This window comes from Ulvibacterium marinum, assembly GCF_003626755.1.
Taxonomy (GTDB): Bacteria; Bacteroidota; Bacteroidia; order Flavobacteriales; family Flavobacteriaceae; genus Ulvibacterium; species Ulvibacterium marinum.
This window is the reverse complement of record NZ_RBCJ01000003.1, coordinates 446633-472301: the sequence shown is the minus strand read 5'-3', so window position 1 is coordinate 472301 and position 25669 is coordinate 446633. Positions and strand designations below refer to the sequence as shown.

The following is a 25669-nucleotide window of genomic DNA, read 5'->3' as shown; positions in this document are numbered from 1 at the left end:
TATGAGAAAGTTACTATTCATACTGCTTGCTATAAATTCACTGACCCCGGTTTTGGGCCAGCAGGAGTTGAAGCGTGCTGACACCTATTTTGATAGGGCATTCTATAGTGACGCAATTCCTTTGTACGAAGAATTGTTACCACGCAACAAGAGTTCAAAGCTCATCAAAAACTTAGCGGACAGCTATTACAAAACTTATAACATGAAAGCCGCCGCACGGTGGTATGCATATTTAATATCAAATTATGGGGAAAACATGGATGAGAGCTATCATTTTAAGTTAAACCAGTCCTTGAAAGCCCTGGGTGATTATGAACAGGCAAACACAGTTTTGTTGGATTTCTATTCCCAAAGTGACCAAATGGACAAAGTAGATCAACTAAAAAAGGAATTTGTGTATTTGGAAAACGTAAGTGCCATTGGCGAGCGTTTCGATATTAAAAATCTTGACATCAATACGACTACCTCCGAATTTGGTGCTGTACTTGTAGATTCAAACTTGATGTACACTGCCTCTAGAAAAAAATCCGGCGCTATCCCAAAGCTCTATCGATGGAACAACCAGAATTATTTGGATATCTACTCACACCCCATACAAAAATTGGCTTTGGGCGATAGCTTAAGCGTTCCATTGTCCAATACAATCAATACCAAAATGCACGAAGGCACTTTTGCCATTACCAAAGATCGAAAAACCATCTATTTTACTCGAAATAGTAAAAAGAAGACCGATACAAAAAAAATTACGCATCTTAAGATATACAAAGCAGAATGGGTAGATGGCGCATGGAAAAATAGTATCGAACTTCCCTTTAATGACGATGCGTTTTCTACAGAACATCCCGCATTAAATGAGGACGAGACAAAACTGTATTTTGCATCCGACCGAGAAGGTGGGTTTGGTTCTTTTGACCTTTATTATGTCAACATCCAATCAGGTGTGCTCTATGGAAATCCCATTAACCTGGGAAAGGATATCAATACGGACAAAAAGGAACAATTTCCCTTTTTAGACCAAAAGGGCAATCTATATTTCTCCTCCAACGGACACCCAGGCTATGGTTTGTTGGATGTCTTTATCTCTAAAAACGAGAACGGAATTTTTCAAAACCCGGATAACTTAGGTTTGCCCGTTAATAGTGGCTATGATGATTTTTCCTTGACACTGAATCATGATGGAACAGAAGGTTTCTTTTCGTCAAACCGACCTGGAGGGAAAGGTAGTGACGACATTTATTCCTTTAAGGAAAATAAACCGCTTATCATTGAGGATTGTAAACAATTTATTGCCGGAGTTCTGACCGATAAAACCACAAACCTTCCTATTTCCATGGGAAAAATAAGCTTGTTGGATGTTGAAGGAAAAGTGATAGAGACAATTACCACGGGCCAGGACGCTTCTTATAAGTTTTTGGTCCAATGTACGGCCGAATACAAAATCGAAGCTGAAAAAGAAGGATACGAAGACAATTTCAAAATCATCATAACAGATAAGGAAAGAAACGCTATCAAAGATGGTTCCCTTACTTTGTTTTCCTTGGAGGAGCGGGAAAAGCAAAAAGCATTGGCACTCCAAAAAAAGAGGGAAGAAGCAGAAAAAATAGCCCTTGCAGAGGCTGAAAGAAAACGTAAAGAGGAGAGAATAGCCGAGGAACAACGCCTCCAAATGGAAAGAGAAAAAGAAGAAAAGATAAAAACCGCAGAGAAAAAAGCGGAAAAAGAACATCTACAAAAAATTGAAAAAGTCATTCAACAAGAGGAAGACATTGTTAAAGAAGATGGGCGTACCCTTATCAAAACCGAAGAAATTCATTTTGATTACAGCATGTGGTACCTCAGAAGAGAATCTCGCAAGCGTTTGGGCAAAGTCATTGAAATTATGAAATCCAACCCGGGAATAGTTCTTGAAATCGGCACACATACCGATATTCGGGGCAATAGCGAATATAATAGAAAGCTTTCCCAAAAGCGGGCGGACTCGGCAAAAGAGTTTCTTGTTGAAAACGGCATTGCAGAAAACAGGGTCATTGCCAAAGGTTACGGTGAATCTAAACCCATTGTAAAATGCGAGACTGTGGAAAGCTGTACAGAGGAAGATCATGAGTGGAACAGACGCTGTGAGCTTGTCATCGTTAAATGGGAATAAAAGAAGGAATTATTTGTCGATTAGAGATACCAAGTAAAAACCTCTTTCAATTAGTGGAGACGAAAAAGACGTTATAAATCGAGGTAAAATAGTTTAAGACCCCGAAAGGTTTTGAAAACCTTCCGGGGTTTTCCTTTGTGAATGGATTCTTTTTATATTAGTCGGATAGAATATATCTTATGAACCTAGCCAATATCCCTTCCAAAGAAATCATGCCCGGCTATCATGGCAAACTTGTCCATACCCAGAATATGAGCATCGTTTTTTGGGAGGTAGAACACGGCGCAAAAGTCCCTTTACATTCCCATGGGAACGAACAGGTAATGCAGGTTCTGGAAGGAAAGTTCGAGTTTACTTTGGATGGAATTACCAAAATCTATGAGAAAGATGATATGGTGGTAATTCCACCACATACGCCCCATAAAGGAAAGGCGTTGACATCCTGTAAGTTAATGGATGTTTTTAGCCCGGTTAGAGAAGAATACAGATAACAATGTCTTTAAAAAAGAGAGGGCATTTACGTAACTCAAAACAAATATGGACATAGATTTAAAAGGGAAAAAGGCCTTGGTCGGTGGAAGTAGTGGCGGTATCGGAAGAGCAATCGCTTTTCAATTGGCAGAAAGCGGTGCCAGTGTAACCTTGATGTCCCGTAGCAAAGAAAAACTAAAGGGAATTGTTTCGGACTTGCCGGTCACCCAAGGGCAATCACATCAATATTTAGTTGTGGATTTCAATGATTTTGAAATTTACACGAAGACGATTTCCGACTATTTTGAGAACAATTCCGTGGATATTTTGGTCAACAATACCCAAGGTCCGGCCGCCGGGAATACATTGGAAAAAAATGTACCCGATTATCAGGAAGCCTTCGACCTACTGTTCAAAACCGTTGTTTTTACTACGGAATTGGCCTTAAAACAAATGCAGCAAAAGCAATGGGGGCGCATCATCAATGTGGCCTCCGTGTCCGTTAAGGAACCCCTCTCTTATCTGGCCCTCTCGAATACAATCCGGGCCGCAGTAGTTACTTGGGCTAAAAGCTTGGCAACGGATGTAGGCGCTTCCCGTATTACGGTGAATAGTGTCCTAACCGGATATTTTGATACGGACCGCATCGCACAACTAAATGCAAAAAAAGCAGAACAATTAGGAATTTCCACGGCTGAAGTACGTTCGGAAATGGAATCCCGAGTTCCTTTAAAACGAATTGGGAAACCGGAAGAGTATGGATACTTGGTCGCTTTTTTGGCTTCGGATAAGGCGGCGTATATTACCGGCACTTCTATACCCATCGATGGTGGCCTGCTAAAAAGTCTATGACCCCAGCGTGCCCATGGCCTCTATTTTTTCCTGTTCTTCCAAGGCGGGTTTCAATATACCATCCAGACGCAATGTTTTGGCAATCCATTTTTGGGCATTAGGTTTATCTTCCTTCTTTCTATATAATTTTGCCATCCTAAAATAGGCCCATTTTAAAGGGACACCGTCCAAAGGTGTGTAGTTTTTAATGTATTCCCCCATATGGTACAGACCTTTTTCCAATTTAACACCATACTCCCCGCAAACCTTTCCTATCTGATAATGCAGTTGGTTTCGCTTTATATTACCTAAATCGTCCAAAAGCCTTAAGGCATATAAATAATTGTCCTTTGCCTTTTTGGGGTCTCGATCATACTCGTGAATGTAGCCCATGGCCAAATAGCCATCAATGGGAGATATGGATTTTAGTTTTTTTGCATGGTCAAAGGCTTTGGACGTACTACCTCCCAAAATACCTGGTAAGGTAACATAGAGATCTACCAAAGCCCACTGCATCCCGACCGACTTGGGGTTTAGTGTAGCAGCTTTTTTTAAATTTTCCTTAATCTTACCTACAAGACCAAGGGCAACGATTTTATTGCTGTCCTGTGCCTTTCTCGCCAAAACGCCACCATATTTAAAAGCATACTCGGCGACTTGGGGGTAGGTATTCGTTAGTTCTTTGTAAATGGCAATGGCATCGTCCCATTTGCCCTGATAGCCGTAAACCTCCCCTAATTTATCCTTCATGTCCCTATCCGATGTAAAATGAAGTTGGCTTAATAGCTTAGTCTGGGCTTTGGCATATTTCTTTTCATTAATCAATTGATCTATTTCGGCTTCCATGTTTTGTGCACAGCATACTAACGACTGCGTGAAAACCAAAGAAAAAAGTAAGTATTTCATAGAAAACCGCAACTTTAGTAATTTGTCGGTAGTTCTTTCTATCCCTTAACCTTTTGATGTTATTTTCAAGTTACAAAGTAGTTATTCAAACTCATCCAAAAACGACGTTCACTCATTTAAACTTTCTAATGGCACAGGTTTTGCTCACTTTTGTTACGTAATTTTATCATAGGCGACCACAAGTGCTTTGTAAACATGTTGGTCCCATGATGAGACGGAATACATTTTAAGATGAGATATCTATTAATACCTTTTATAATACTTCTATTTTCAATGGCAAATGCGCAAAAGGGCACCTCTTATGAAGCACTTTGGAAGCAAGTGGAAAAATTGGAGAATGAAGCATTGACCAAATCGGCCTTAAAGGTGGTACAATCCATCTCCGAAAAGGCAAAGGAAGAGGATAATTCACCGCAAATAGTCAAGGCATTGCTGTATACCTCCAAATACGCCCTGACATTGGAAGAAGATGCCCAATTGAAGATTGTAAGCGATTTTACGTCCGAAATCCGCGAGGCAGAGTTCCCTACCAAAAATATATTGGAAAGTTACTTGGGAAATCTGTATTGGCAGTATTTTCAACAAAACCGCTATCTATTTTATAATCGTACCAAGACCGAAACCAAGGTAGATCCTATTGACTTTCGTACTTGGGACTTGACTACTCTTTTTGAAGAAATCAATATACATTTTGCTGCTTCGTTGGAAAATTCATCAGAACTGCAGACCTTACATGTGGATGAATTCCAAGAAATCCTGACCGAGCAGAAAGGCTCTGAAATCTATCGCCCAACATTATTCGACCTCGTGGCCCATACTGCTTTACAGTTCTATAAGGCCGCTGAAAATAGCATTACAAGACCTGCGGACAAATTTGAAATAGACGATCCAAAGTTACTTTGCGAAGCTTATCAATTTACACAACTATCCATTGATTTTACCGACAAGACTTCTTTGCAATCCAGAGCCCTGAAAATCTATCAAGAACTTGTGGAATTTCATTTTCCGGATGTTCGATTGGAGGCCTTGGTAGATGTGGATATTGAACGATTACGATTTATTCATCAAAATGCGCTTTTCGCAGATAAGGATACGGCCTATCTTGATATTCTCCAAAACTCAGCTGAAAACTTAAGCCATCATGAAGTATCCGGCTTGTATCGATATGAAATCGCCCAGTTATACTACCAATGGGGGAACTCATACCAACCCAATACCAAGGAAGAACATCGATGGAAGTTAAAAGAAGCACTGACGCTCTGTGAATCGGTCATTGCACAATTTCCCGAAAGCAGGGGTGCCGAAAAGTGTAAGGCCCTACAATCGGAAATTCTTTCCAAAAGCCTGCAATTAACTATAGAACAACATGTTCCCATAGATTCTCCCTCCCGAATATTGGTCAGCTACAAAAACCTTAACCAACTTCAGTTTGTAGCCTATAGAGCTTCAAAAAATGATATGAAGCAATTGACCAAGCTGTATCCGGAATCCAAACAACTGGACTTTATCAAAAAATTGTCCGCCATCGAACAATGGGAGGCACCATTGAAAAATGAAAATGATTTCCAACGGCATGGTATTGAAGTTTTGATGCCTAAATTGGGCAATGGGCAATACATTATTTTGGCCGTTCCAAAGGGAGATACAAACAAAACGTTCGCCTATGCCAAGGTCCAGGTGACGAATTTAGCCTTGGTAGAGACCCAAACCCCGGAACATCATCAGTTTCAACTCATCGACCGGAATAATGGAAAACCCCTGGAAAGCGCCACGTTGCAATTTACCTACCAGGAAAACTACGATCGTAAGTTTTTAACCAAAACATTTACAACCAATGACAAGGGGTCTATACGGATTCCATTTGGCACTAAGCGATGGACTTCCATAGATATAAAGTTGACTTACAAGGAAGATACCGCCTATTTTGGAGAGTACTATATCGGCTCAAAATCAAATCCACAGATTAACCAGTCCATTGATAATTCTGCTTTTTTATTTACCGATAGAAGTATCTATAGACCAGGGCAAACATTATATTTTAAAGGAATAGCGGTTTCGAGAGAAAACGATGTGTCCAAAATCTTGCCCAATATTTCGGCAATGGTAAGCTTAAGGGATGTGAATTATCAAGAAGTGGCTAAATTGGAGGTAACAACCAATGAATATGGTTCGTTTTCCGGAAAATTCATATTGCCAGCAACCGGACTTACCGGAAATTTTTCGTTGGGAGTAAGCTCAAAATCCATCCAAATCAATGGTACTACCGACTTTTCCGTAGAGGAGTATAAACGACCTAAATTCCAAACCTCCCTTGAACCGGTAACCAAAACCTATAAGGTAAACGATAGTATTACGGTGAAGGGTACGGCGACCGCATATGCAGGTAGCGCTATTACCGATGCCCAGGTGGCCTATACCGTACGCCGAGTTGTGTATTTTCCCAGGTGGTATTATTGGAGCAGGCCCTCTGTTAATAGATCTGAACAAGAAATTGCATACGGCAACACCGTTACCGATGCTTCAGGGAACTATACCATCCATTTCAAGGCAATCCCGGATAATAGCATTGGAAAAGAACATCTCCCAACCTTCAGTTATGAAATTATCGCAGACGTAACCGATATTAATGGTGAGACACACACGGCGACCCATATCGTTCGTGTGGGTTACCACAGCCTCAACGCAGAGGTCAGGGCCCAAGATAGACTGAATAAAAATGCAAAAGACCATAAAATTGAAGTAACTACAACTAATTTAAACGGTCAAGCCGTTGGTGCCAGGGGGACTCTTAAAATGTACAAGTTGCAGGCCCCTAAATACGTTCTGCGCAATCGACCTTGGGCCGCACCTGATTATCAAAATTGGGACAAGGCCAGTTTTAAGAAACTTTTCCCACATGATGCCTATACCAATGAACATGATTTTACGACTTGGGCAAAAGGAAAATTGGTATGGGAGTCTAGTTTTGATACGGAAAAATCTACTGAAATTCTCTTGGACACTTCCAAAAAATGTGAATCGGGGAAATATATTCTGGAGCTCTGGACCCAAGACAAATTCGGACAAGAGGTAAAGGCCAAAACCATTACAACACTTTTCAGCGAAAAAGATGCAACTTTGGCGGACAACCAATTGTTCAATATAAAGCTGGATAAATCCGAGTATCACATTGGTGACCGGGCAAAAGTCACCTTAGCCTCAACGGCCAAAAATCTTTGGGTAAACGTAACCGTGGAAAAAGATCAAAAAATCGTAGATACCCGAATCATTCGATTGAATAGAAATACAGAAAGCTTTACTCTTCCAGTAACAGAAACTGATTTAGGCGGTTTTGCCATCAATTACAGTTTTTCGGCATTCAATGCTTTTACCTCCGGCTCCTTAATGGTTTCCATACCTTATCCCAAGACCGATCTGGAAATTGAAACGGTGACGTTTCGGGACAAACTCAAACCGAATACGGAGGAAACCTGGACTTTCAAACTAAAAGGTCCAAAGGGCGATAAGGTAGCTGCAGAACTTTTGGCTAGCATGTACGATGCTTCTTTGGATGCCTTTCGAGGGCACTCTTGGAACACCGGTTTTGATTACCGACCCACTTATTATTCAAATATCTATAGTAACGCTTATAGAAGTTTTGGAACAGAAGGTTTCCGAGTGTATAACGATTTTTCCAATGGCCACAATTACCAGCCCCAGTATTATGATACTTTTGACTGGTTCGGATTACATTTTGGGGTTGGGCTAGGAATACGTGGATATGCCAGCGGTTTGGTCCGAAAATCCGGGCCTCCTTCGTCAGCTCCAGTGGAAATACTGGAAGATAGTTCCGAGCTGGAGGAAATGGTTGTGGTGCAAAATGGCCTTACAGGAAATGTTGCCGGGATTGCGGAATTTGACAAAGGGCCGGAAGACATTCAACGTGAGCAAAACGAAGAGGATTTTAGCACTGTTTCCATTCGCAAAAACCTTCAGGAAACTGCATTTTTCTTTCCGCAATTATATACGGACCAAGAAGGCAATGTTTCGTTTAGCTTCACTACTCCAGAGGCTTTGACCACATGGAAACTGCAGTTATTGGCCCATACCCAGAACTTGCAAAGTGCGTACACGTCCATGGAATCTGTAACCCAAAAGGAGCTCATGGTCGTTCCCAATGCCCCTCGTTTTTTACGTGAAGGCGATGAAATTACCATGAGTACCAAGATTGCCAATCTCACCGATAAAAAACTTGCCGGCCAAGCCAAATTACAATTGGTCGATGCCCTTACGGGTGAGGACATTACGAAAAAATTAGTGTTGACTTCTTCCTCTTTAGAAAAGGTGTCCGCCCAAGTTGAAAAAAAGGGATTCTCTGTTGATTCGCTTGGCAATACCCAAGTCTTTTGGCGATTAAAGATTCCTGAAGGCATACAGGCTGTACAGTATACCATACTGGCCAAAGCAGGAGATTTTAGCGATGGGGAACAGAACGTACTTCCTGTATTGACCAATCGGATTTTGGTGACGGAAACCTTGCCGATGTGGGTCGGCAGCAACCAGACTAAAACATTTGTTTTGGATAAGTTACGGAATAATACCTCTACCACCCTCAGCAACCATAAACTGACCTTGGAAATCACCTCCAACCCGGCTTGGTATGCGGTACAGGCCCTACCCTATCTTATGGAGTATCCCCATGAGTGTAACGAGCAAATTTTTGCAAAGTATTATGCCAATACATTGGCCAGCCATATTGCCCATAGCAATCCAAGGATACAGGAGGTATTTGATCAGTGGCGAAATTCCGATGCGCTAGTAAGCAATTTGGAAAAGAATCCGGAGCTAAAATCACTTTTGATCCAAGAAACCCCTTGGCTACGTGATGCCCAATCGGAGACGGAACAAAAAAAACGTATCGCATTGTTATTCGACCTCCATACGATGCGGAACGAGAGGGCCAATTCTTTGGGCAAACTTCAACAGAACCAAATGTCTTCCGGGGCTTGGGCATGGTTCAAGGGAGGGAGGGCCAACCGGCACATCACACAGCACATCATTACCGGATTGGGACATTTGAAACATTTGAAAATTACCCATGGGGATGATGGTACCGAACAAATGCTTAAAAGTGCTATTCGTTACCTGGACACCGAGTTTGTCCAGGAATATGAGCAGATGAAAAAGTATGCGAAGAACCTCAACGATGACCATTTAAGCCAAATGCAAATCCATTATCTCTACATGCGTAGTTTTTTCAAAAACATTAAGACCTCCAAAAAGGTGGATGAAGTTTTGGCATACTATCAGGGACAAGCACAAAAGTATTGGACAAAAAAAGGATTGTATTCCAAAGGCATGCTGGCCTTGGCCCTTTTTCGTATGAAAGATGGGACTACCGCCAAGAAAATATTAAGGGCCTTAAAGGAAAACAGCATCTCCAATGAGGAGCTAGGTATGTACTGGAAGGAAAATACCCCTTCCTGGTATTGGCACCAAGCCCCCATAGAAACACAAGCCTTAATGATAGAGGTATTTTCAGAAATAGAAAACGATTCCAAGACGGTGGACCATTTAAAAGTATGGCTATTAAAGCATAAGCAGACCAACCAATGGGAAACTACAAAAGCCACTACGGAAGCAGTATATGCACTTTTGTTACAGGGAAGCGATTGGTTGTCGGTTACCGAAACCGTTGATGTAATGGTGGGAAAAGAAAAAATGGACCCTTCCCGACTTGAAAATGTAAAGTTGGAAGCGGGAACCGGGTATTACAAAACCTCTTGGAGCGCCAAGGAAATTGAATCTAAAATGGCCAATGTTAAGCTCACGAAAAAGGGAGAGGGCATTGCTTGGGGTGGATTGTATTGGCAATATTTTGAGGGTTTGGACAAAATTACCTCCGCGGAAACCCCTTTACAATTAAAAAAGAAACTCTTCCTCAAAAAGAATACGGATACAGGCGAAGAAATTTCAGCGATAACCCAAACCACTGATTTGAAAGTGGGTGACCTGGTACGGGTACGTATAGAACTTAAGGCCGATAGGGATATGGAATTTATACACATGAAGGATATGCGGGCGGCAGGCTTTGAACCTGTCAATGTGCTTTCCAGCTACAAGTGGCAGGATGGGCTAGGTTATTATGAAAGTACCAAGGATGCCAGTACTAATTTTTTCTTTGACTATTTGCCCAAAGGGGGTTATGTTTTCGAGTATGACCTTCGGGTCAACAATGCCGGAGATTTTAGCAATGGCATAACTACAATTCAAAGTATGTATGCCCCAGAATTCAGTAGTCATAGTGAAGGCGTTCGAGTCTTAGTAAATAACGGACAATAGGCATTCAGAAAGCAAATGCAAAAAAAAGGACTATTTAAAAGCTTTGATTATCTATTTTCTGGTTTTCGGTGGGTATTTGGATAGCACCTTCTCCACAATTTCTTTTAGCTTTTGCTCACGCTCCAATGGGGATGCATCTTCCTTGAAGGAACTTTCACTGACCGCTTGCCAAAAGAGCATATCTTTTTGGTTATCGACAAAGTCAAATTGAATCTGACGTTCCAGGTTAGGCCTGCCAACCGGGATGCCTATGGAAACACCGCCACCAACGTTTCCACCCCCACCGCCCACTCCTAGGCCTACATTGCTATTTCGAGGAGTCTGAAATGTATTGCTCTGGATATTGATCAAAAAATCAGGTTCCTCAGAAAAAACCAAACCTTTGGATTGTAGGGCAATGTCCAACACCCGAAACAGTCTTTTGTTATCCAATTCACTAAGTCCGGTATCCATATCCGAATAATAATTGAAGGTAGTATAGTTGGAAAAATCAGTAGCCTTGTCATAATCATAGTTGACCCGGATAGCATTGCAAGAACCCAAAAGAAGCACAAGAAGAATATATCCCGCTGTTTTCATTACCTTACTTTCCTTAAAAATACTGAAAAAAGAAATAACACTTTAGTATTCAGTACTATATTCGATTAACCGTTGAGCATGGTCCAAAGCTTATCCTTTAACTCTTGAATACCCAGCTGCGCTACGGAAGAAATGAATAAATAGGGTATTTCCTTAAAATCCTTGTTTAGTTCTGTACGCATCATTTCCATCAGTTCCTCATCCAATAAATCACTTTTTGATATGGCTAACAAGCGCTGTTTATCCAGAAGTTCCGGATTGTAACGTCGTAGTTCGTCCAACAAAATTTCATATTCCTTGCTGATATCCTTACTATCCGCCGGAATCAAAAAAAGTAAGGTGGCGTTCCGTTCTATATGTCGCAAAAAGTAATGGCCAAGGCCCTTACCTTCAGCAGCCCCTTCAATTATTCCAGGAATATCGGCCATAACAAAACTCTGGAAATCCCTATGCTTCACAATGCCCAGATTGGGTTTTAGAGTGGTAAATTCATAATCCGCTATCTTGGGTTTTGCCGAAGTAACAACCGAAAGTAAGGTAGATTTTCCGGCATTGGGGAAACCCACCAAGCCCACATCGGCCAATACCTTTAATTCCAAAATTACCTGTTTTTCCTGCCCGGGTAATCCAGGTTGGGCATATCTAGGTGTTTGATTGGTGCTACTTTTAAAATGGGAGTTGCCCAAACCGCCTTTACCACCTTTCAATACAATTTTTTCTTCCCCCTCTTCCGTAATTTCAAAAATAATGGCATTGGTCTCCGTGTCCCTGACTACAGTACCCAAGGGGACTTCCAATATAACATCTTCCCCATTGGCACCGGTGCTGGTCTGTTTGCCACCATGCCCTCCATGGCCGGCCTTAAAATGTCTTTTGAACTTGTAATGAACCAATGTCCATAAATTGGTATTCCCCCGAATGATAATATGGCCACCACGACCCCCATCGCCTCCATCCGGCCCACCCTTGGCCACAAATTTTTCTCGCCGAAGATGTGTAGACCCCTGGCCTCCTTTACCCGAAGTTAGGTGAATTTTTACGTAGTCTACAAAATTACCTTCGGTCATAAATTTAATTTCAAAATCGTCTAAAACAGCATCCTTTATGCAAGTCCTATTTATTAAAGTGGGCTCCAAATCACATAGGTAATCCCTTCTTCTTCAGGTAATACCCAGGTCTTTTCAGTTTCGTTTAACCTTTTGGCCCCGATTTTTTCAAGTGCTCGTTGAGAACGAAAATTCTTTGGGTGGACGTAAAAAACAACATTTCTGCAGGACTTTAGGGCGTAGTTCACCATTAACTTCTTAATCTCCCGGTTGTAAAGGCCACCCCAATAATGCCTGGCTAAAAATGACCATCCTATTTCCACAACGCTATCAATTTCGTCCACTATCTTAAACCTGGAACTCCCCACAACGTTTTTCGATTGCCGATCCTGTATTAGCAAAGCACCCCGGGATGCAAGGGATTCCTCAAAAAATCGGTTAAATTCCTTCAAAATATAACGATCTTTGTTTTGATGCTGTTCCCATATCAAGGAGTCGGATGCTACTTTGAACAAATCTTCAAAATCTTCTCCTCTTAGCGGTCTAATGGTCACCAAATCATTTTCCAAAAACGGCTGAAGATCAAAATTCATCACGACATATTAAACATCAAACTGCCAAAATCAAGCGGTTGGAAAGTTGATCCGAGGATCAATTTTTGAAGCATAATGTGCCCTAGAGTTCTTCTATCACCTTCCCTAAGCGCATAGTAATTTCATCTATGGCCCCAATACCACTAACACTGTGGAATTTGCCTTGGGCCTCATAATAGTCCTTTAAAGGAGCTGTCTTTTGGTTATATTCCTCAAAACGGTTGCGAATTTTGGCCTCGTCCTGATCGTCAGAACGGCCACTCACCTTACCACGTTCCAATAGTCTTTGAATAAGCACTTCATCATCGGCCTCCAAAGCAATAGTGGCATTGATTTTCATATTCTTGGTTTCCAACAGCTTATCCAAAGCCTCGGCTTGTGCATTGGTCCTTGGGAAACCATCAAAAATGAACCCACTGGCTTCCGGATTTTTGTCAACCTCATCCCGCAGCATATTAATGGTCACTTCATCGGGTACCAAATCGCCTCGATCCATATAGGATTTTGCCAGCTTGCCCAAATCCGTTCCATTTTTAATGTTGTAGCGAAATACATCCCCGGTGGAGATATGCTTTAGATTGTATTTTTCTTTTAGAAATTCGGCCTGAGTTCCTTTTCCGGCACCCGGTTTCCCGAACAATACAAGGTTGATCATATGCTTCTGGTTTAATTGGTATACTTCTTTTAAGTTTCGACCCAGTTCCTTGTAATCCAAACCATAGCCCACAATAAATCTATCCGGAATTTCAATGCCTACGTAGTCTATTGAATACTCCCCATTATATACCTCGGATTTATAAAAAAGACTGGCTACCTTGAATTCCTTCACATTGGAATTGGAAAACAAATGGACCAATTGCTGTAACGTACGCCCGGAATCTATGATATCCTCTAGGATAATTACACTACGGCCCTCAATGTTCTCGGGAGGATCTAAAAGTGTCTCCACGATCCCTGTTGAGGTAAGCCCTTGGTAGGAGCTCAATTTTACGAAAGAAACCTCACAGGAATAGGCATAAGCCTTAAGGAAATCCGAAACGAACATGAAGGCACCGTTTAGAACACCTACAAAAATAGGGGTCTTCTCCTTATAGTCTACCGCAACTTCATTAGCAATTTTCTGGATAGCTGCCGTAATCTGACTTTCGGTCAAAAAAGGTTTAAAATATTTATCGTGAAGCTTTATCAAAGGCACAATCTTATCTGGGATGGCAAATATACCAATTTGATTTTGCTTTTTGAGCTGAGCGACTTTTGTTTTGGAAATTCATTGTATTTTTGCATCGCCTCCCAAACACGGGCAAAACGGAATCCAATGAGCTATTTTTCTTCCAATTTTAAACTAGGTATTTTAGGTGGTGGTCAATTAGGGAAAATGTTGCTTTACGAAACCCGAAAATGGGACATTTATACTCGGGTAATGGATGCATCCGAAGTTGCCCCTTGCCGGATTGCCTGTAATGAATTTGTCCTCGGAAATCTTATGGATTTTGATGACGTTTATTCCTTTGGCAAGGAAGTGGATGTGCTTACCATTGAAATCGAAAATGTAAATGTTGATGCCCTGGAAAAATTAGAGGCTGAAGGTGTAAAGGTATATCCGCCTACCAAGGCCTTACGGACCATACAGAACAAGGCAAAGCAAAAGCTTTTTTATGTAGACCACGGTATTCCAACAGCACCTTTCTCTCGCTTTGCTTATGCTAGTGAAATAAAGGATAGTTTGGAAAATGGCGGATTGGATTTTCCATTTGTCTGGAAAAGTGCCCAATTCGGATACGATGGCCAAGGCGTTAAAATTGTTCGAAAAATTGAAGATTTGGAGGGATTGCCACCCGGTGAATGCATTGCCGAAGACATGATACCGTTTAAAAACGAATTGGCGGTTATTGTGGCCAGAAGTGTTAATGGGGAGCGTACTACTTATCCAGTAGTAGAGATGGAATTTCATCCCGAAGCCAATCAAGTAGAGTATGTTATCTGCCCGGCCCGTATTGATGCCAAAGTAGCCGAAAAAGCTCAAGAAGTTGCTCTAAAGGTCTCCGAAGAAATTCAGCATGTTGGATTACTGGCCGTGGAAATGTTCCAGACCCAAGAAGATGAAATTCTGGTAAACGAAGTGGCACCAAGACCCCATAACAGTGGGCACTATAGTATTGAGGCAAGTTATACCAATCAATTTGAGCAGCACATTAGAGCCATATTGGATTTGCCCTTGGGAAATACAAGAAGTAAGGTAGCGGGCATTATGGTCAACTTGGTAGGTGCCGAGGGCCATACCGGGGATGTGGCCTATGAAAATATGGACCAAGTTTTACGGATGGAAGGCGTAACCCCGCATATCTACGGAAAAAGGCAAACGCGCCCATTTCGTAAAATGGGCCATGTTACCATAGTAAACGAAAATATTTCCAAGGCAAGAGAAATTGCACAGCATGTAAAGGAAACGATAAACGTAATAAGCAAATAGTATGAGCAAAGTAGCCGTGGTGATGGGAAGTACCAGTGACCTTCCCGTTATGCAGGAAGCCATAGATATCCTAAAGGGATTTGATATTCAGGTTGATGTGGACATTGTATCCGCGCACCGTACACCTGAAAAACTGTTCGAGTTCAGTAAAAATGCCCATAAAAATGGTTATTCCGTTATCATAGCTGGTGCTGGAGGTGCAGCACATCTTCCTGGTATGGTGGCTTCCATGTCCCCACTACCGGTAATAGGCGTTCCTGTAAAGAGTAGCAATTCCATGGATGGATGGGATTCGGTACTCTCCATTCTGCAGATGCCCGGAGGCGTTCCTGTAGCCACCGTTGCCCTTAACGGGGCCAAAAATGCGGGCATCCTTGCAGCACAGATTATCGGTAGTTCGGATACATGCGTGCTGGACAAAATTGTACTCTATAAGGAGGGGTTGAAACAGAAAGTTATTGACGGAGCAAACAAAGTACGAACCAAAAAATAAAAATACTTACCCATTCTTGGTTGATGGTTATTTATCTAAAATTGTATCCGTCCACCATCACCCTAAACTATCAAAGCATATGAATCCCCTACTCAGCCCTTTTGACACGGCACCTTTTTCAAAAATAAAGGATGAACATTTTAAACCTGCCTTTCTCGAGGCCATGGAAGCCGCTCGTAAGGAAATTGATACCATTACCGATAATCCAAATGACCCGACCTTTGAAAATACTATTGAGGCGTTAGAGTTTACCGGTCAGCATTTGGATAGGATTTCAAGTCTATTCTTTAATCTGAATTCTGCGGAAACCAATCCCAAAATCCAAAAGATAGCCCAGGAAATCTCTCCCTTGCTTTCGGAATTTAGCAATGATGTTACTCTAAATGAAGGGCTATTCAAAAGAATCAAATCGATCTATGGGAAAAAGGATGCATTAAATTTATCTACGGAGCAGCAGACTTTACTGGAAAAAAAATACAAGAGTTTTAGCCGCAACGGGGCCAATCTTTCTGAGGACAAAAAGAAAAGGCTACGTGAAATTGACACGGAATTGGCCAAACTTAAATTGCAATTTGGGGAAAATGTCCTGGCCGAAACCAACAAATATGAGTTGCATCTTACCAACGAATCGGACCTGGATGGTTTACCTGAAGGTGAAAAAGAGGCTGCGGCCCAATTGGCCAAATCCAAAGATAAGGATGGTTGGTTGGTAACCTTGGACTATCCCAGCTACATTCCTTTTATGAAGTATGTCGAAAACAGGGAATTGCGCAAAACGTTATCCTTGGCCTTTGGCAGTAAGGGCTTTCATGAAGATGAACTGGATAATCAATCAAACGTGCTTAAGATAACCAAACTTCGACACGAAAGAGCCAATTTGTTGGGCTACGAGACCCACGCCCATTTTGTGTTGGAAGAGCGCATGGCCGAAACTCCCAAAAAGGTACATGCATTTTTGAACGAACTCTTGGAAAAGGCCAAACCGGCCGCTAAGCGGGAATTTAAACAATTGGAGGATTTCGCCAAGGAGCTTGATGGTATAGATCGATTTCAAAAATGGGATAGTAGTTATTATTCCGAAAAATTGAAACAGAAACTCTTCAATTTGGACGATGAGAAATTGAAACCTTATTTTAAATTGGAAAATGTCATTGCCGGAGTTTTTGAGGTAGCGGAAAAACTCTTCGGATTGCGGTTTGAGGAAGTTTTTGATGTGGATACCTATCATGAAGAAGTAAAAACCTACAAGGTTTATGATTTGGATAGCAATTTCATCTCTCTTTTTTATGCCGATTTCCATCCCAGAAAAGGCAAACGTGGTGGTGCTTGGATGACCTCCTACAAGTCGCAATACAAAAGGAATGGGGAAGATGTACGACCTCACGTTTCCAATGTCTGCAATTTTACACGTTCAACACCAAGCAAGCCTTCCCTACTCACCTTTACAGAAGTGACCACATTGTTCCATGAATTTGGGCATGGATTGCATGGTATGTTGGCCAATACCACCTATCCGAGTCTTTCGGGCACTTCTGTATATTGGGATTTTGTGGAACTGCCCAGTCAAGTGATGGAAAACTGGTGCTACGAAAAAGAGGCCCTTGAACTATTCGCCACACACTATGAATCCGGTGAGGTAATCCCTATGGAATTGGTTGAAAAAATAAAGGAATCCGCTACTTTTCAAGAAGGCATGGCCACACTCCGGCAATTGAGTTTTGGATTGTTGGATATGGCATGGCACGGAGGGGACCCTTCAAATATAACGGATGTAAAAGTTCATGAAACTAAAGCCTTTTCGGGTACCCAATTGTATCCGGACACCCCAGAAACCTGTATAAGTACAGCATTCTCCCACATTTTTCAGGGAGGATATTCCTCAGGTTATTATAGTTATAAATGGGCCGAGGTTTTGGATGCCGATGCTTTTGCTTTTTTTAGGGAAAAAGGAATTTTTGACAAGGAAGTGGCAACGAAATTCAAGGAAAACATACTCTCCAAAGGAGGCACCGAAAAACCAATGGTACTTTATAAAAGATTTCGGGGAAGTGAACCAAAGGTAGAGGCTTTATTGGAAAGAGCCGGACTTTTGGATAATGTGGAGTAGTTTTTTTAGGTTAACTTATTGATAAGCTCTTGCACAGGGTTCCCCGATTCTGATACTTTTTACCGAACTTCGCCCAAAATTAGCATAGTATGGTCTTATTTGTAGACATGGACGAGGTTATTGCGGATACCTATGGCGCACATATTGAACAGTATAACAAAGATTTTGATGAAAATCTTACTTTGGAATTTTGTTCCGGCTGGGAGGTTTGGCAAAAAGTACCCGAAAACAGACGAGAAAGTATCCGTAAACATACTGCCCTAAAAGGTTTTTTTAGGGATCTTAAGGTTATTCCCGATAGCCAAAATGTGATGAAGGAACTATCCAAAAAAAATGAGGTATACATTGCCTCGGCGGCTATGGAGTTTCCAAATTCCCTTGAGGAAAAATCAGAGTGGTTGGATGAACATTTTCCTTTCATTCCTTGGCAGCAACGTATTTTATGCGGTCATAAGCATATCTTGAAGGGAGATATTTTGATTGATGACCGCACCCGTAATTTGAAAACCTTTCAAGGCAGGAGCATTATGTTCAGCTCTCCGCATAATATCCATACCAATGGTTTTGAGCGTGCCAACGACTGGCAGGAAGTGGCTAAGATATTACTATAGCCGTCAAATCCGCTTCCAAATGTTACTTCAATTTTACCTGAATTATTTCCTTCGAATCTTTAGTGGAAAAAACTTCAAACCCCAATAAGCGTGTTCCCGGGTTTGATGCATCAAAGTCCGAAGGGGGCGGATCGGTTTTATATATTTTAAACGAAGTATCCTCCGGCCGTAATAGTTTTACCGTTATGGATTGTCCTTCCTTGGATAGGTAAGCAGCCCGGCCATCTTTGGCAATCTCTACTTCAGCAGGGGTTACAAAAGCCCAGCGAATTGTGGCGTTACTTGTTTCCGTGGTCCGTAGGGAATCCGTAATTACAAGCTCTTGATCCTGGCTAACTTCAAAAGTTCTTCTTGCAGAGGCCAATTGCGGGGTATAAATTTCCGATAAGTTGATGGCTGCCTTAAATGCATGGGTATCATCCTCAATCTTTTCAATAGTAGCAAAGGCGTCCGGATTCTGCAAGGAGTCATTTACAACAAGGGTATTATGGGAGAATACATTATTTCTAAAAACTTTCCATCGATCGGAACCCCTATCTTTTTTCCAAATTCCCAACCCAAGGCTTTCAAGGGAATGATATCCCTGTAGGCCTAAATCCATTGCCCAGCGTATCCCATGCTTTTCAAATACAAAAGAGCCAATATCCATATGAGCATGATTTGCCGAAGGACTCCCTGCCTTTATGCCGAGGTAGAGGGCCGAGTCCGACCAGGCAGATCTGTATATGGCAATCGGCGTAGTACCATGTGCAATGTATTGGTTTTCATTCGAAGACCTGACTTCGGGCATATCCAGAGACCATAAAAGAATAAAGGGGAGAAATCGATTTGAAATTCCGGAGGCCTTAAAATTTCTCTCCCCATTCCTATAAGATTCTAAGATATCCATTTCTTGCCACAGTAATTCCGGGCTTTCCATTTCCTTGGAAAAATAGAATTGTGCCGAATTAAGCCCAGGGATTTCCCTGGAATCGGAATAATTAAAATATAGCCCGGAAGGGCCAATGACATGGCGATAATAATTAGCGGTTTCCAGAAATCCAGGTTTACTTAGCAGTCCAAAATCGGAAGCAAAGGCCGTTTGCAAAGCAGCGACCAATAATACATTGTACGTTGTCCCATAGGACCAGTACATAGGTCCTTCGGGATAGTTTCCATTCGCAGCGTATTCCTTCATTGCCTCAGGCACATGTTCAATGCTCCTTTTGATTACTGTTGTGCACACATCGGGAGCGAAATCGAATATCGCAATTGCTGCGGCGGTCAATCCACCATGACAGACAGGATTCCAATTATTGGAAGAACTTATCCAACCATGTTCCAAAGTCTTGTCAATTGAGGTTCGGATTCCCTTTTCCAACAACGCACTGGCAATAGTTTCTCTTTCCGCTGTACTAAGGTCATGAAACAGCCAATCATATCCTATTGCCAAGCCCATGGCCATTTCGGCAACGTCCAAATAATGGGAAGGATTCCAAGATGAAAAGGCACTTGCAGCCAGCATTTCCTGCTTGGCTTTCTCAAAATAAGGTCTTTGTCCCGTAATCCGGTAAGCATAGGCTAAATAAAGTATACGCTTCAAATAGGTTCTGGAAACCTCCAGTAGTCTTCTCCCCTCCTTAATTTCCTGTGCCGGAGACATGGTCAAAAGGCTATCACAATTCCTCAAGATCTGTTCATGGATAAAGGCATATCTTGTATCCGAGTCAGTTCTTTTTTTTATATCATTGATTATATTTGATGTGATAAATAACCGTGGATGTTCCTCAACCAGATTCTCAAATGTCTGTGAAAGCGAAAGATGAACCGATAAACAAAACAGAAGAAGTGTTAGTACTGGGTATCTAATCATCATTAATCCTTTAGAATTTCTTATTGGCTTTCCAATGGTCATAGCCCCCTTCCAAATTAACCACATTCCAGTAGCCTAGGGAGTCCAGCAATTTTTGGGCCTTGGCACTACGACCTCCCTTTTTGCAATACACATACAGTCTTCTCTTCTTGGGAATGGTGTCAAAACGCTTGGAAAACTCCTTATCGAACCAATTGATGTTCAGGGCATTTTCTAAATGTCCCATTCCAAATTCCTTGGGGGTCCGAACATCAATCAATATCCCGTCTTTGATATCCTTTTGTGAAAACTCTGTGATAGGTTTTGATTTTATTTGAGCATATCCAAAATTAAGGCTTAGAAAAGCTATGATTACGGGCACAAATTTCATTGAATTGAATTTAAAAATTAAAAATAAGCAATTATGGCAGCTAGAAAATATAATGAACAAAAAGAAAATATGCGGTTAATTAAATCAAATTCATCTATTTTTGATAACGACAAGGCATCTATGGCAATGCGACAACTACATCCGGAAACTTGGGTAGACTCTTATGCGGATTACCTTTTTAACTATGCCGTGGCCCGTGTAAACGATTCGGAAATAGCCAAGGATTTGGTCCAGGAAACATTTTTTGCAGGATTGAATTCAGCTAAAAACTATAAAGGAGATGCAGCGGAGCGCACTTGGCTTATCGCTATTTTGAAGCGAAAGGTAATTGATTACTATAGAAAAATCAATTCAAAAAAAGGCAGGGCCGAAGTACGCATGAGCTATAGCTCAGGAAGCGAATCCGAAGGTGATTGGATGGAAGAACAGGTAGCAGACCCCTTTAGTAGCTTTGAAAATGATGCTATTGAAAACAAGGAATTAGGATTGGCAATACAAGACTGTATTTCAGAATTGCCCAAGAAACAATCTTTGGTATTCACCATGAAAACCATACGTGGAATGAGTACTGAAGATATTTGTAATGAACTGGATATAAACCCGTCTAACTTGTGGGTGATGATCCACAGGGCTAGAACGTCCTTAATGGGCTGCCTTAATCAAAATTGGTTTTAAAAATGATGATATCCTGCGAGAAAGCGGCATTGATATGCAATAAGACACAGTATAGGGAAGCCACCTTTTGGGAAAAGATAAAGCTGAAAATGCACTTACTCATGTGCAAAACATGTTCGGCTTTTACCAAAAAAAATACGGAGTTGACCGCTTTATGTGAAAAAGCAAATCTGCACAGCCTCTCTGAAGGAGAAAAAATAAAGATGAAGCAACAATTGAAAGAGAAAATCTAATTTCCCCTTCCTATTAATACCCAAATTAATATCCACCAGAAAATGGGTATAGCTTCCACCCAAAATACTGAAAAATATTTATTCTGATTCTTTTTTGTAATCAACAAAATACTTCCCATACCCAAAGACAAAAGTGTTTTGGATACAATTTCAAGCTGTGTTGTTTCATCCTTTAAGAGCGTTAGGAAGAAAAAAAGGAAAATTAATAGTATACCTAAAGTTTTGGTCTTTACCATGCCGTAACGACGTGGGAACGTTTTCAGTTCCGGTGGGTCATATTTCATATCCCGAATCTCAAAGGGCAATATTAATATAAGTACCAGTATTAAGCGTTGTATCGTTTCTATCCAAACATCCCATGAAAGAGCAGAACCTGCTGCCCATACTGGCAATACTACAGTAGTACCTGCCCAAACAAGAGCAACTGGAACTATTTTAAAGCCTGCCAAACTTCTTAAATTCCGGGTTCCGGGCAAGACTGGGAGCGCATACAGTCCCGTGAACAATCCTAAAACCCCCAATATAAGAATGGTTTCCCACTCAAGAAAAAATAGATGGTATGTTGCAATTCCTGAGCAAACAAAACTGAAAAACCGGATGTATTCATGGCATGGGTTGCCAAGCCGTATATATTTCTTTATTTCAACTCCATATTTAATGAAGTTATAGCAGGCAATACTACAAAAGAATATGAAGGAGAACAGGTTCTTATCCGATGGAATATTTAAAATTGAGGAAGTAACCCAAACCAAAGAAAGAATGGCCAACGCCACATGGATGCTTGCATCGAGATAAAAATTAAAAATGCGGCCCAAGAGCTTCATCGAACAAAAGTAGCCAAACTGTTCATAAACCACTTTTTTCGTTAAAAACTTTGCCTCCCCACCCACCTCGTTTTATCCATTTTCAGGGAATTTATCCCTAATTTTGTGCAGCTTTTATTGAGAATTATGAGGACAGATTTGTTTGCTTTGCGCCATATTGGGATTCGAGAAGAAGACCTTGCCCATATGTTGAAGATTATTGAGGCAGAAAACTTGGAACAACTTGTCTATGAGACAATTCCAGATGAAATTCGGCTTAAGGAACCTTTGAGGTTAGATGATCCAATGAGTGAGCACAAATTTCTGGCCCATTTACAGGAGCTGGCCAAAAAAAACCGTGTTTTTCGCTCATATATAGGTTTAGGATATCATGAAAGCCTAACACCCTCCGTCATAAAGCGGAATATCCTGGAAAATCCGGGATGGTACACGGCCTACACCCCTTATCAGGCCGAAATTGCCCAAGGTCGTTTGGAAGCATTACTTAATTTTCAGACCATGGTTTGTGACCTCACAGGAATGGAAATTGCCAATGCATCTTTGTTGGACGAAAGTACGGCTGCGGCCGAGGCCATGACCATGTTATTTGCCGTAAGAAACCGTGAGCAAAAAAAGAACAATGTCAACAAATTTTTTGTTTCCCAAGACGTATTGCCACAGACATTATCGCTTTTAAAAACCCGTTCAACACCCTTGGGAATTGAGCTTGTTGTTGGTAATCACAAGGAGTTTGGTTTTGGGAACGATTTTTACGGAGTCCTTTTACAATATCCTGGCAAATACGGTCAGATTCATACGTATTCGGATTTTATCTCCAATGCAACAAAAAACAACATTAAAGTTTCAGTAGCTGCCGATATTCTAAGTCTAGTACTGTTGACTCCTCCTGGAGAACTTGGTGCCGATATAGTGGTGGGTACCACCCAGCGTTTTGGCATTCCATTGGGGTATGGCGGGCCCCACGCCGCCTATTTCGCCACCAAAGAAGAATACAAAAGACATATCCCGGGTCGCATAATAGGGGTCACGAAGGATATGGATGGAAATTCCGCTTTACGTATGGCGCTGCAAACCAGGGAACAGCATATAAAAAGGGATAAGGCCACATCCAATATCTGTACAGCTCAGGTACTTTTGGCCGTTATGGCGGGCATATATGCGGTATATCACGGCTCGAAGGGATTAAAATATATTGCTGAAAAAGTACACCGTACTGCAGTAACTTTAGCCGAAAGCTTGGAAAGAATGGGGTTGTACCAGTTAAATACATCCTTCTTTGATACCATTGCGGTTAAATGTGATGCGAACAGACTTAGGCCAATTGCTGAAGAGCATGAAATTAACTTCCTTTACATAGATGCCGATACTGTTTCCATTTCGGTAAACGAAGCCACTTCGCTCAATGACTTGAACCAAATTATCAGTGTTTTTTCTAAGGCCTTAGGCGAAAAAGAGATGGACTCTATCCAAACATTATCGGACCAATCCGCTATTTTGGAAGAGGTTGTACGAATTTCCCCATTCTTGGAAAACCCCGTATTCAATTCCTATCATTCGGAGACGGAATTGATGCGTTATATCAAAAAGTTGGAGCGAAAAGACCTATCCTTGAACCATTCCATGATTTCTTTGGGATCTTGTACCATGAAGCTCAATGCAGCTTCCGAAATGCTACCTATTAGTTGGACAAATTGGGGTAACATACACCCCTTTGTACCTGTTGCACAAGCTGAGGGTTATCAAATTGTACTACGAGGATTGGAGAAGGACCTTACCGAAATAACGGGGTTTGCAGGGACTTCGTTACAGCCCAATTCAGGGGCCCAGGGCGAGTACACAGGCCTGATGGTAATCAGGGCCTATCACGAATCCAGGAATGAGGGGCACCGCAATATCTGTATCATCCCTGCGTCGGCACATGGTACCAACCCGGCATCCGCAGTAATGGCCGGGATGCAAGTGGTAGTGACCAAAACGGACGAAAAGGGGAATATAGATGTGGCCGACTTGGAAGAAAAAGTGGCAAAGTATGCAGATAATTTGGCTGCTCTAATGGTCACTTACCCTTCCACACATGGGGTTTTTGAATCCTCAATAAAGCATATCACCAAACTTATCCATGACCATGGTGGACAGGTTTATATGGATGGTGCGAATATGAATGCCCAAGTTGGACTTACCAACCCGGCATCCATTGGAGCAGATGTTTGCCATCTTAATCTCCATAAAACTTTCGCCATACCACATGGTGGCGGTGGGCCTGGAGTTGGGCCCATTTGCGTTGCAGAACAATTGGTACCTTTTCTGCCCGGAAATCCGGTTATCAATACTGGTGGGGAAAAGGCAATTTCTGGAATCTCGGCTGCGCCTTGGGGAAGTTCCCTTGCCTGTTTAATATCCTATGGATACATCAAGATGTTAGGAGAGCAAGGGTTGACACATTCCACCAAAATCGCAATCCTTAATGCCAACTACATCAAACATCGTCTTTCCGGAAAGTATAATGTCTTATACAGTGGAGAAAATGGTAGGGCGGCACATGAAATGATCATTGACTGTAGACCTTTCAAACAAAATGGCATTGAGGTCGTAGATATTGCCAAACGACTTATGGACTATGGTTTTCATGCCCCTACGGTTTCTTTCCCGGTTTCAGGAACCGTTATGATAGAACCTACGGAAAGTGAGAGCCTAGGCGAATTAGATCGGTTTTGCGATGCCATGTTATCTATCCGAGAGGAAATTGATGTTTCCGATACGGACAGCCCCAATAATGTGCTTAAAAATGCCCCACACACTTTGGAGATGGTTACCAGTGATGACTGGAATTACCCTTATAGCCGGCAAAAAGCGGCATTTCCCTTACCCTATGTTTCTGGGAATAAATTCTGGCCATCGGTCAGGAGGGTAGATGATGCCTTTGGCGACCGTAATTTAATCTGTACTTGTACGCCTATTGAAGCTTATATGGAAGTTTAGAAATATCGCAAATCAAAGTGAAGCCAAGCCTTTTTCCCGATATCTATCGAGATTAAAAGGCTTTTTTGCATTCGAAATTCTTTAGCCTCCCTTTATGGACATCGTATTGTCCACTCAAAATGGACTTCGTTGAAGAAGCAATTGGCTACCTTTATAGAAACC

General features: G+C 41.7%; 19 protein-coding genes. 11 read left to right on the top strand and 8 right to left on the bottom strand.

Going from position 1 to position 25669, the window contains the following annotated elements; translation table 11 throughout:
• Position 1 precedes the first annotated feature (1 nt).
• The 3 genes from D7Z94_RS15040 to D7Z94_RS15030 all read left to right on the top strand — a co-directional run bounded on the left by D7Z94_RS15040 (position 2) and on the right by D7Z94_RS15030 (position 3469).
• A complete protein-coding gene (locus tag D7Z94_RS15040; RefSeq protein ID WP_120712420.1) occupies positions 2-2146 on the top strand; it encodes an OmpA family protein in 2145 nt (714 codons plus the stop codon).
• Between the two features lie 179 nt (positions 2147-2325).
• A complete protein-coding gene (locus D7Z94_RS15035; protein ID WP_120712419.1) occupies positions 2326-2637 on the top strand; it encodes a cupin domain-containing protein in 312 nt (103 codons plus the stop codon).
• Between the two features lie 46 nt (positions 2638-2683).
• On the top strand, positions 2684-3469 hold the full coding sequence (locus tag D7Z94_RS15030) for an SDR family oxidoreductase (protein WP_120712418.1): 786 nt from the start codon (positions 2684-2686) through the stop codon (positions 3467-3469).
• On the opposite strand, the gene D7Z94_RS15025 is transcribed toward D7Z94_RS15030, so the two are convergent.
• The gene (locus D7Z94_RS15025; protein WP_158594647.1) at positions 3464-4294 is read right to left on the bottom strand and encodes a tetratricopeptide repeat protein; all 831 of its coding nucleotides are present in this window, start codon (positions 4292-4294) and stop codon (positions 3464-3466) included. The genes D7Z94_RS15030 and D7Z94_RS15025 overlap by 6 nt on opposite strands.
• Positions 4295-4585: 291 nt before the next feature.
• Between D7Z94_RS15025 and D7Z94_RS15020 the strand changes: the two genes are divergently transcribed.
• Positions 4586-10675: an alpha-2-macroglobulin family protein gene (locus D7Z94_RS15020; RefSeq protein ID WP_120712416.1), complete on the top strand. Its 6090-nt coding sequence runs from the start codon at positions 4586-4588 to the stop codon at positions 10673-10675.
• Positions 10676-10726: 51 nt separating this feature from the next.
• Here the strand turns inward: D7Z94_RS15020 and D7Z94_RS15015 are convergent, their stop codons facing one another.
• The 4 genes from D7Z94_RS15015 to D7Z94_RS15000 all read right to left on the bottom strand — a co-directional run bounded on the left by D7Z94_RS15015 (position 10727) and on the right by D7Z94_RS15000 (position 14082).
• Positions 10727-11254, bottom strand: a complete 528-nt coding sequence (locus D7Z94_RS15015) for a DUF4136 domain-containing protein (RefSeq protein ID WP_120712415.1) — start codon at positions 11252-11254, stop codon at positions 10727-10729.
• Positions 11255-11319: 65 nt separating this feature from the next.
• Positions 11320-12321 carry a GTPase ObgE gene (obgE, locus tag D7Z94_RS15010; protein ID WP_120712414.1) on the bottom strand — a complete coding sequence of 334 codons (1002 nt, stop codon included), beginning with the start codon at positions 12319-12321 and terminating at the stop codon, positions 11320-11322.
• A gap of 53 nt (positions 12322-12374) precedes the next feature.
• Positions 12375-12893: a GNAT family N-acetyltransferase gene (locus D7Z94_RS15005; RefSeq protein ID WP_120712413.1), complete on the bottom strand. Its 519-nt coding sequence runs from the start codon at positions 12891-12893 to the stop codon at positions 12375-12377.
• Between the two features lie 82 nt (positions 12894-12975).
• Positions 12976-14082, bottom strand: coding sequence for an adenylate kinase (locus tag D7Z94_RS15000; RefSeq protein ID WP_120712412.1), 1107 nt, complete (start codon positions 14080-14082; stop codon positions 12976-12978).
• Positions 14083-14208: 126 nt separating this feature from the next.
• Here D7Z94_RS15000 and D7Z94_RS14995 point away from each other — a divergent pair, with 126 nt between their 5' ends.
• The 4 genes from D7Z94_RS14995 (at position 14209) to D7Z94_RS14980 (ending at position 18574) form a co-directional block, all read left to right on the top strand.
• The gene (locus D7Z94_RS14995) at positions 14209-15363 is read left to right on the top strand and encodes a 5-(carboxyamino)imidazole ribonucleotide synthase (protein WP_120713149.1); all 1155 of its coding nucleotides are present in this window, start codon (positions 14209-14211) and stop codon (positions 15361-15363) included.
• A 1-nt stretch (position 15364) separates the two neighbouring features.
• Positions 15365-15856 (top strand): 5-(carboxyamino)imidazole ribonucleotide mutase, encoded by a 492-nt coding sequence (gene purE, locus D7Z94_RS14990; protein WP_120712411.1) that lies wholly within the window; start codon positions 15365-15367, stop codon positions 15854-15856.
• A gap of 79 nt (positions 15857-15935) precedes the next feature.
• Complete coding sequence (locus D7Z94_RS14985; protein WP_120712410.1) at positions 15936-17963, top strand: M3 family metallopeptidase; 2028 nt, start codon at positions 15936-15938, stop codon at positions 17961-17963.
• Positions 17964-18052: 89 nt separating this feature from the next.
• Positions 18053-18574 carry a 5' nucleotidase, NT5C type gene (locus D7Z94_RS14980; RefSeq protein ID WP_120712409.1) on the top strand — a complete coding sequence of 174 codons (522 nt, stop codon included), beginning with the start codon at positions 18053-18055 and terminating at the stop codon, positions 18572-18574.
• A gap of 22 nt (positions 18575-18596) precedes the next feature.
• Here D7Z94_RS14980 and D7Z94_RS14975 read toward each other — a convergent pair whose 3' ends face one another.
• Both D7Z94_RS14975 and D7Z94_RS14970 read right to left on the bottom strand, forming a co-directional pair.
• The gene (locus D7Z94_RS14975; protein WP_158594646.1) at positions 18597-20426 is read right to left on the bottom strand and encodes a heparinase II/III domain-containing protein; all 1830 of its coding nucleotides are present in this window, start codon (positions 20424-20426) and stop codon (positions 18597-18599) included.
• Between the two features lie 10 nt (positions 20427-20436).
• Positions 20437-20796: a rhodanese-like domain-containing protein gene (locus tag D7Z94_RS14970; RefSeq protein ID WP_120712407.1), complete on the bottom strand. Its 360-nt coding sequence runs from the start codon at positions 20794-20796 to the stop codon at positions 20437-20439.
• Between the two features lie 120 nt (positions 20797-20916).
• Between D7Z94_RS14970 and D7Z94_RS14965 the strand changes: the two genes are divergently transcribed.
• Both D7Z94_RS14965 and D7Z94_RS14960 read left to right on the top strand, forming a co-directional pair.
• Positions 20917-21471 (top strand): sigma-70 family RNA polymerase sigma factor, encoded by a 555-nt coding sequence (locus tag D7Z94_RS14965; protein WP_120713148.1) that lies wholly within the window; start codon positions 20917-20919, stop codon positions 21469-21471.
• A 2-nt stretch (positions 21472-21473) separates the two neighbouring features.
• A complete protein-coding gene (locus tag D7Z94_RS14960; protein WP_317125783.1) occupies positions 21474-21704 on the top strand; it encodes a hypothetical protein in 231 nt (76 codons plus the stop codon).
• On the opposite strand, the gene D7Z94_RS14955 is transcribed toward D7Z94_RS14960, so the two are convergent.
• A complete protein-coding gene (locus D7Z94_RS14955; RefSeq protein WP_120712406.1) occupies positions 21701-22528 on the bottom strand; it encodes a UbiA prenyltransferase family protein in 828 nt (275 codons plus the stop codon). The genes D7Z94_RS14960 and D7Z94_RS14955 overlap by 4 nt on opposite strands.
• A gap of 126 nt (positions 22529-22654) precedes the next feature.
• On the opposite strand from D7Z94_RS14955, the gene gcvP reads away from it, so the two are divergent.
• On the top strand, positions 22655-25507 hold the full coding sequence (gene gcvP, locus D7Z94_RS14950; RefSeq protein WP_120712405.1) for an aminomethyl-transferring glycine dehydrogenase: 2853 nt from the start codon (positions 22655-22657) through the stop codon (positions 25505-25507).
• The last annotated feature ends 162 nt before the right edge of the window (positions 25508-25669 follow it).

What these genes read in the sequence shown, in the direction of transcription:
- D7Z94_RS15040 (WP_120712420.1), top strand. Translation starts at nt 2, where the DNA reads ATGAGAAAGTTACTATTCATACTGCTTGCTATAAATTCACTGACCCCG.
- D7Z94_RS15035 (WP_120712419.1), top strand. Translation starts at nt 2,326, where the DNA reads ATGAACCTAGCCAATATCCCTTCCAAAGAAATCATGCCCGGCTATCAT.
- D7Z94_RS15030 (WP_120712418.1), top strand. Translation starts at nt 2,684, where the DNA reads ATGGACATAGATTTAAAAGGGAAAAAGGCCTTGGTCGGTGGAAGTAGT.
- D7Z94_RS15025 (WP_158594647.1), bottom strand. Translation starts at nt 4,294, where the DNA reads ATGGAAGCCGAAATAGATCAATTGATTAATGAAAAGAAATATGCCAAA.
- D7Z94_RS15020 (WP_120712416.1), top strand. Translation starts at nt 4,586, where the DNA reads ATGAGATATCTATTAATACCTTTTATAATACTTCTATTTTCAATGGCA.
- D7Z94_RS15015 (WP_120712415.1), bottom strand. Translation starts at nt 11,254, where the DNA reads ATGAAAACAGCGGGATATATTCTTCTTGTGCTTCTTTTGGGTTCTTGC.
- obgE (WP_120712414.1), bottom strand. Translation starts at nt 12,321, where the DNA reads ATGACCGAAGGTAATTTTGTAGACTACGTAAAAATTCACCTAACTTCG.
- D7Z94_RS15005 (WP_120712413.1), bottom strand. Translation starts at nt 12,893, where the DNA reads ATGAATTTTGATCTTCAGCCGTTTTTGGAAAATGATTTGGTGACCATT.
- D7Z94_RS14995 (WP_120713149.1), top strand. Translation starts at nt 14,209, where the DNA reads ATGAGCTATTTTTCTTCCAATTTTAAACTAGGTATTTTAGGTGGTGGT.
- purE (WP_120712411.1), top strand. Translation starts at nt 15,365, where the DNA reads ATGAGCAAAGTAGCCGTGGTGATGGGAAGTACCAGTGACCTTCCCGTT.
- D7Z94_RS14985 (WP_120712410.1), top strand. Translation starts at nt 15,936, where the DNA reads ATGAATCCCCTACTCAGCCCTTTTGACACGGCACCTTTTTCAAAAATA.
- D7Z94_RS14980 (WP_120712409.1), top strand. Translation starts at nt 18,053, where the DNA reads ATGGTCTTATTTGTAGACATGGACGAGGTTATTGCGGATACCTATGGC.
- D7Z94_RS14975 (WP_158594646.1), bottom strand. Translation starts at nt 20,426, where the DNA reads ATGATTAGATACCCAGTACTAACACTTCTTCTGTTTTGTTTATCGGTT.
- D7Z94_RS14970 (WP_120712407.1), bottom strand. Translation starts at nt 20,796, where the DNA reads ATGAAATTTGTGCCCGTAATCATAGCTTTTCTAAGCCTTAATTTTGGA.
- D7Z94_RS14965 (WP_120713148.1), top strand. Translation starts at nt 20,917, where the DNA reads ATGGCAATGCGACAACTACATCCGGAAACTTGGGTAGACTCTTATGCG.
- D7Z94_RS14960 (WP_317125783.1), top strand. Translation starts at nt 21,474, where the DNA reads ATGATGATATCCTGCGAGAAAGCGGCATTGATATGCAATAAGACACAG.
- D7Z94_RS14955 (WP_120712406.1), bottom strand. Translation starts at nt 22,528, where the DNA reads ATGAAGCTCTTGGGCCGCATTTTTAATTTTTATCTCGATGCAAGCATC.
- gcvP (WP_120712405.1), top strand. Translation starts at nt 22,655, where the DNA reads ATGAGGACAGATTTGTTTGCTTTGCGCCATATTGGGATTCGAGAAGAA.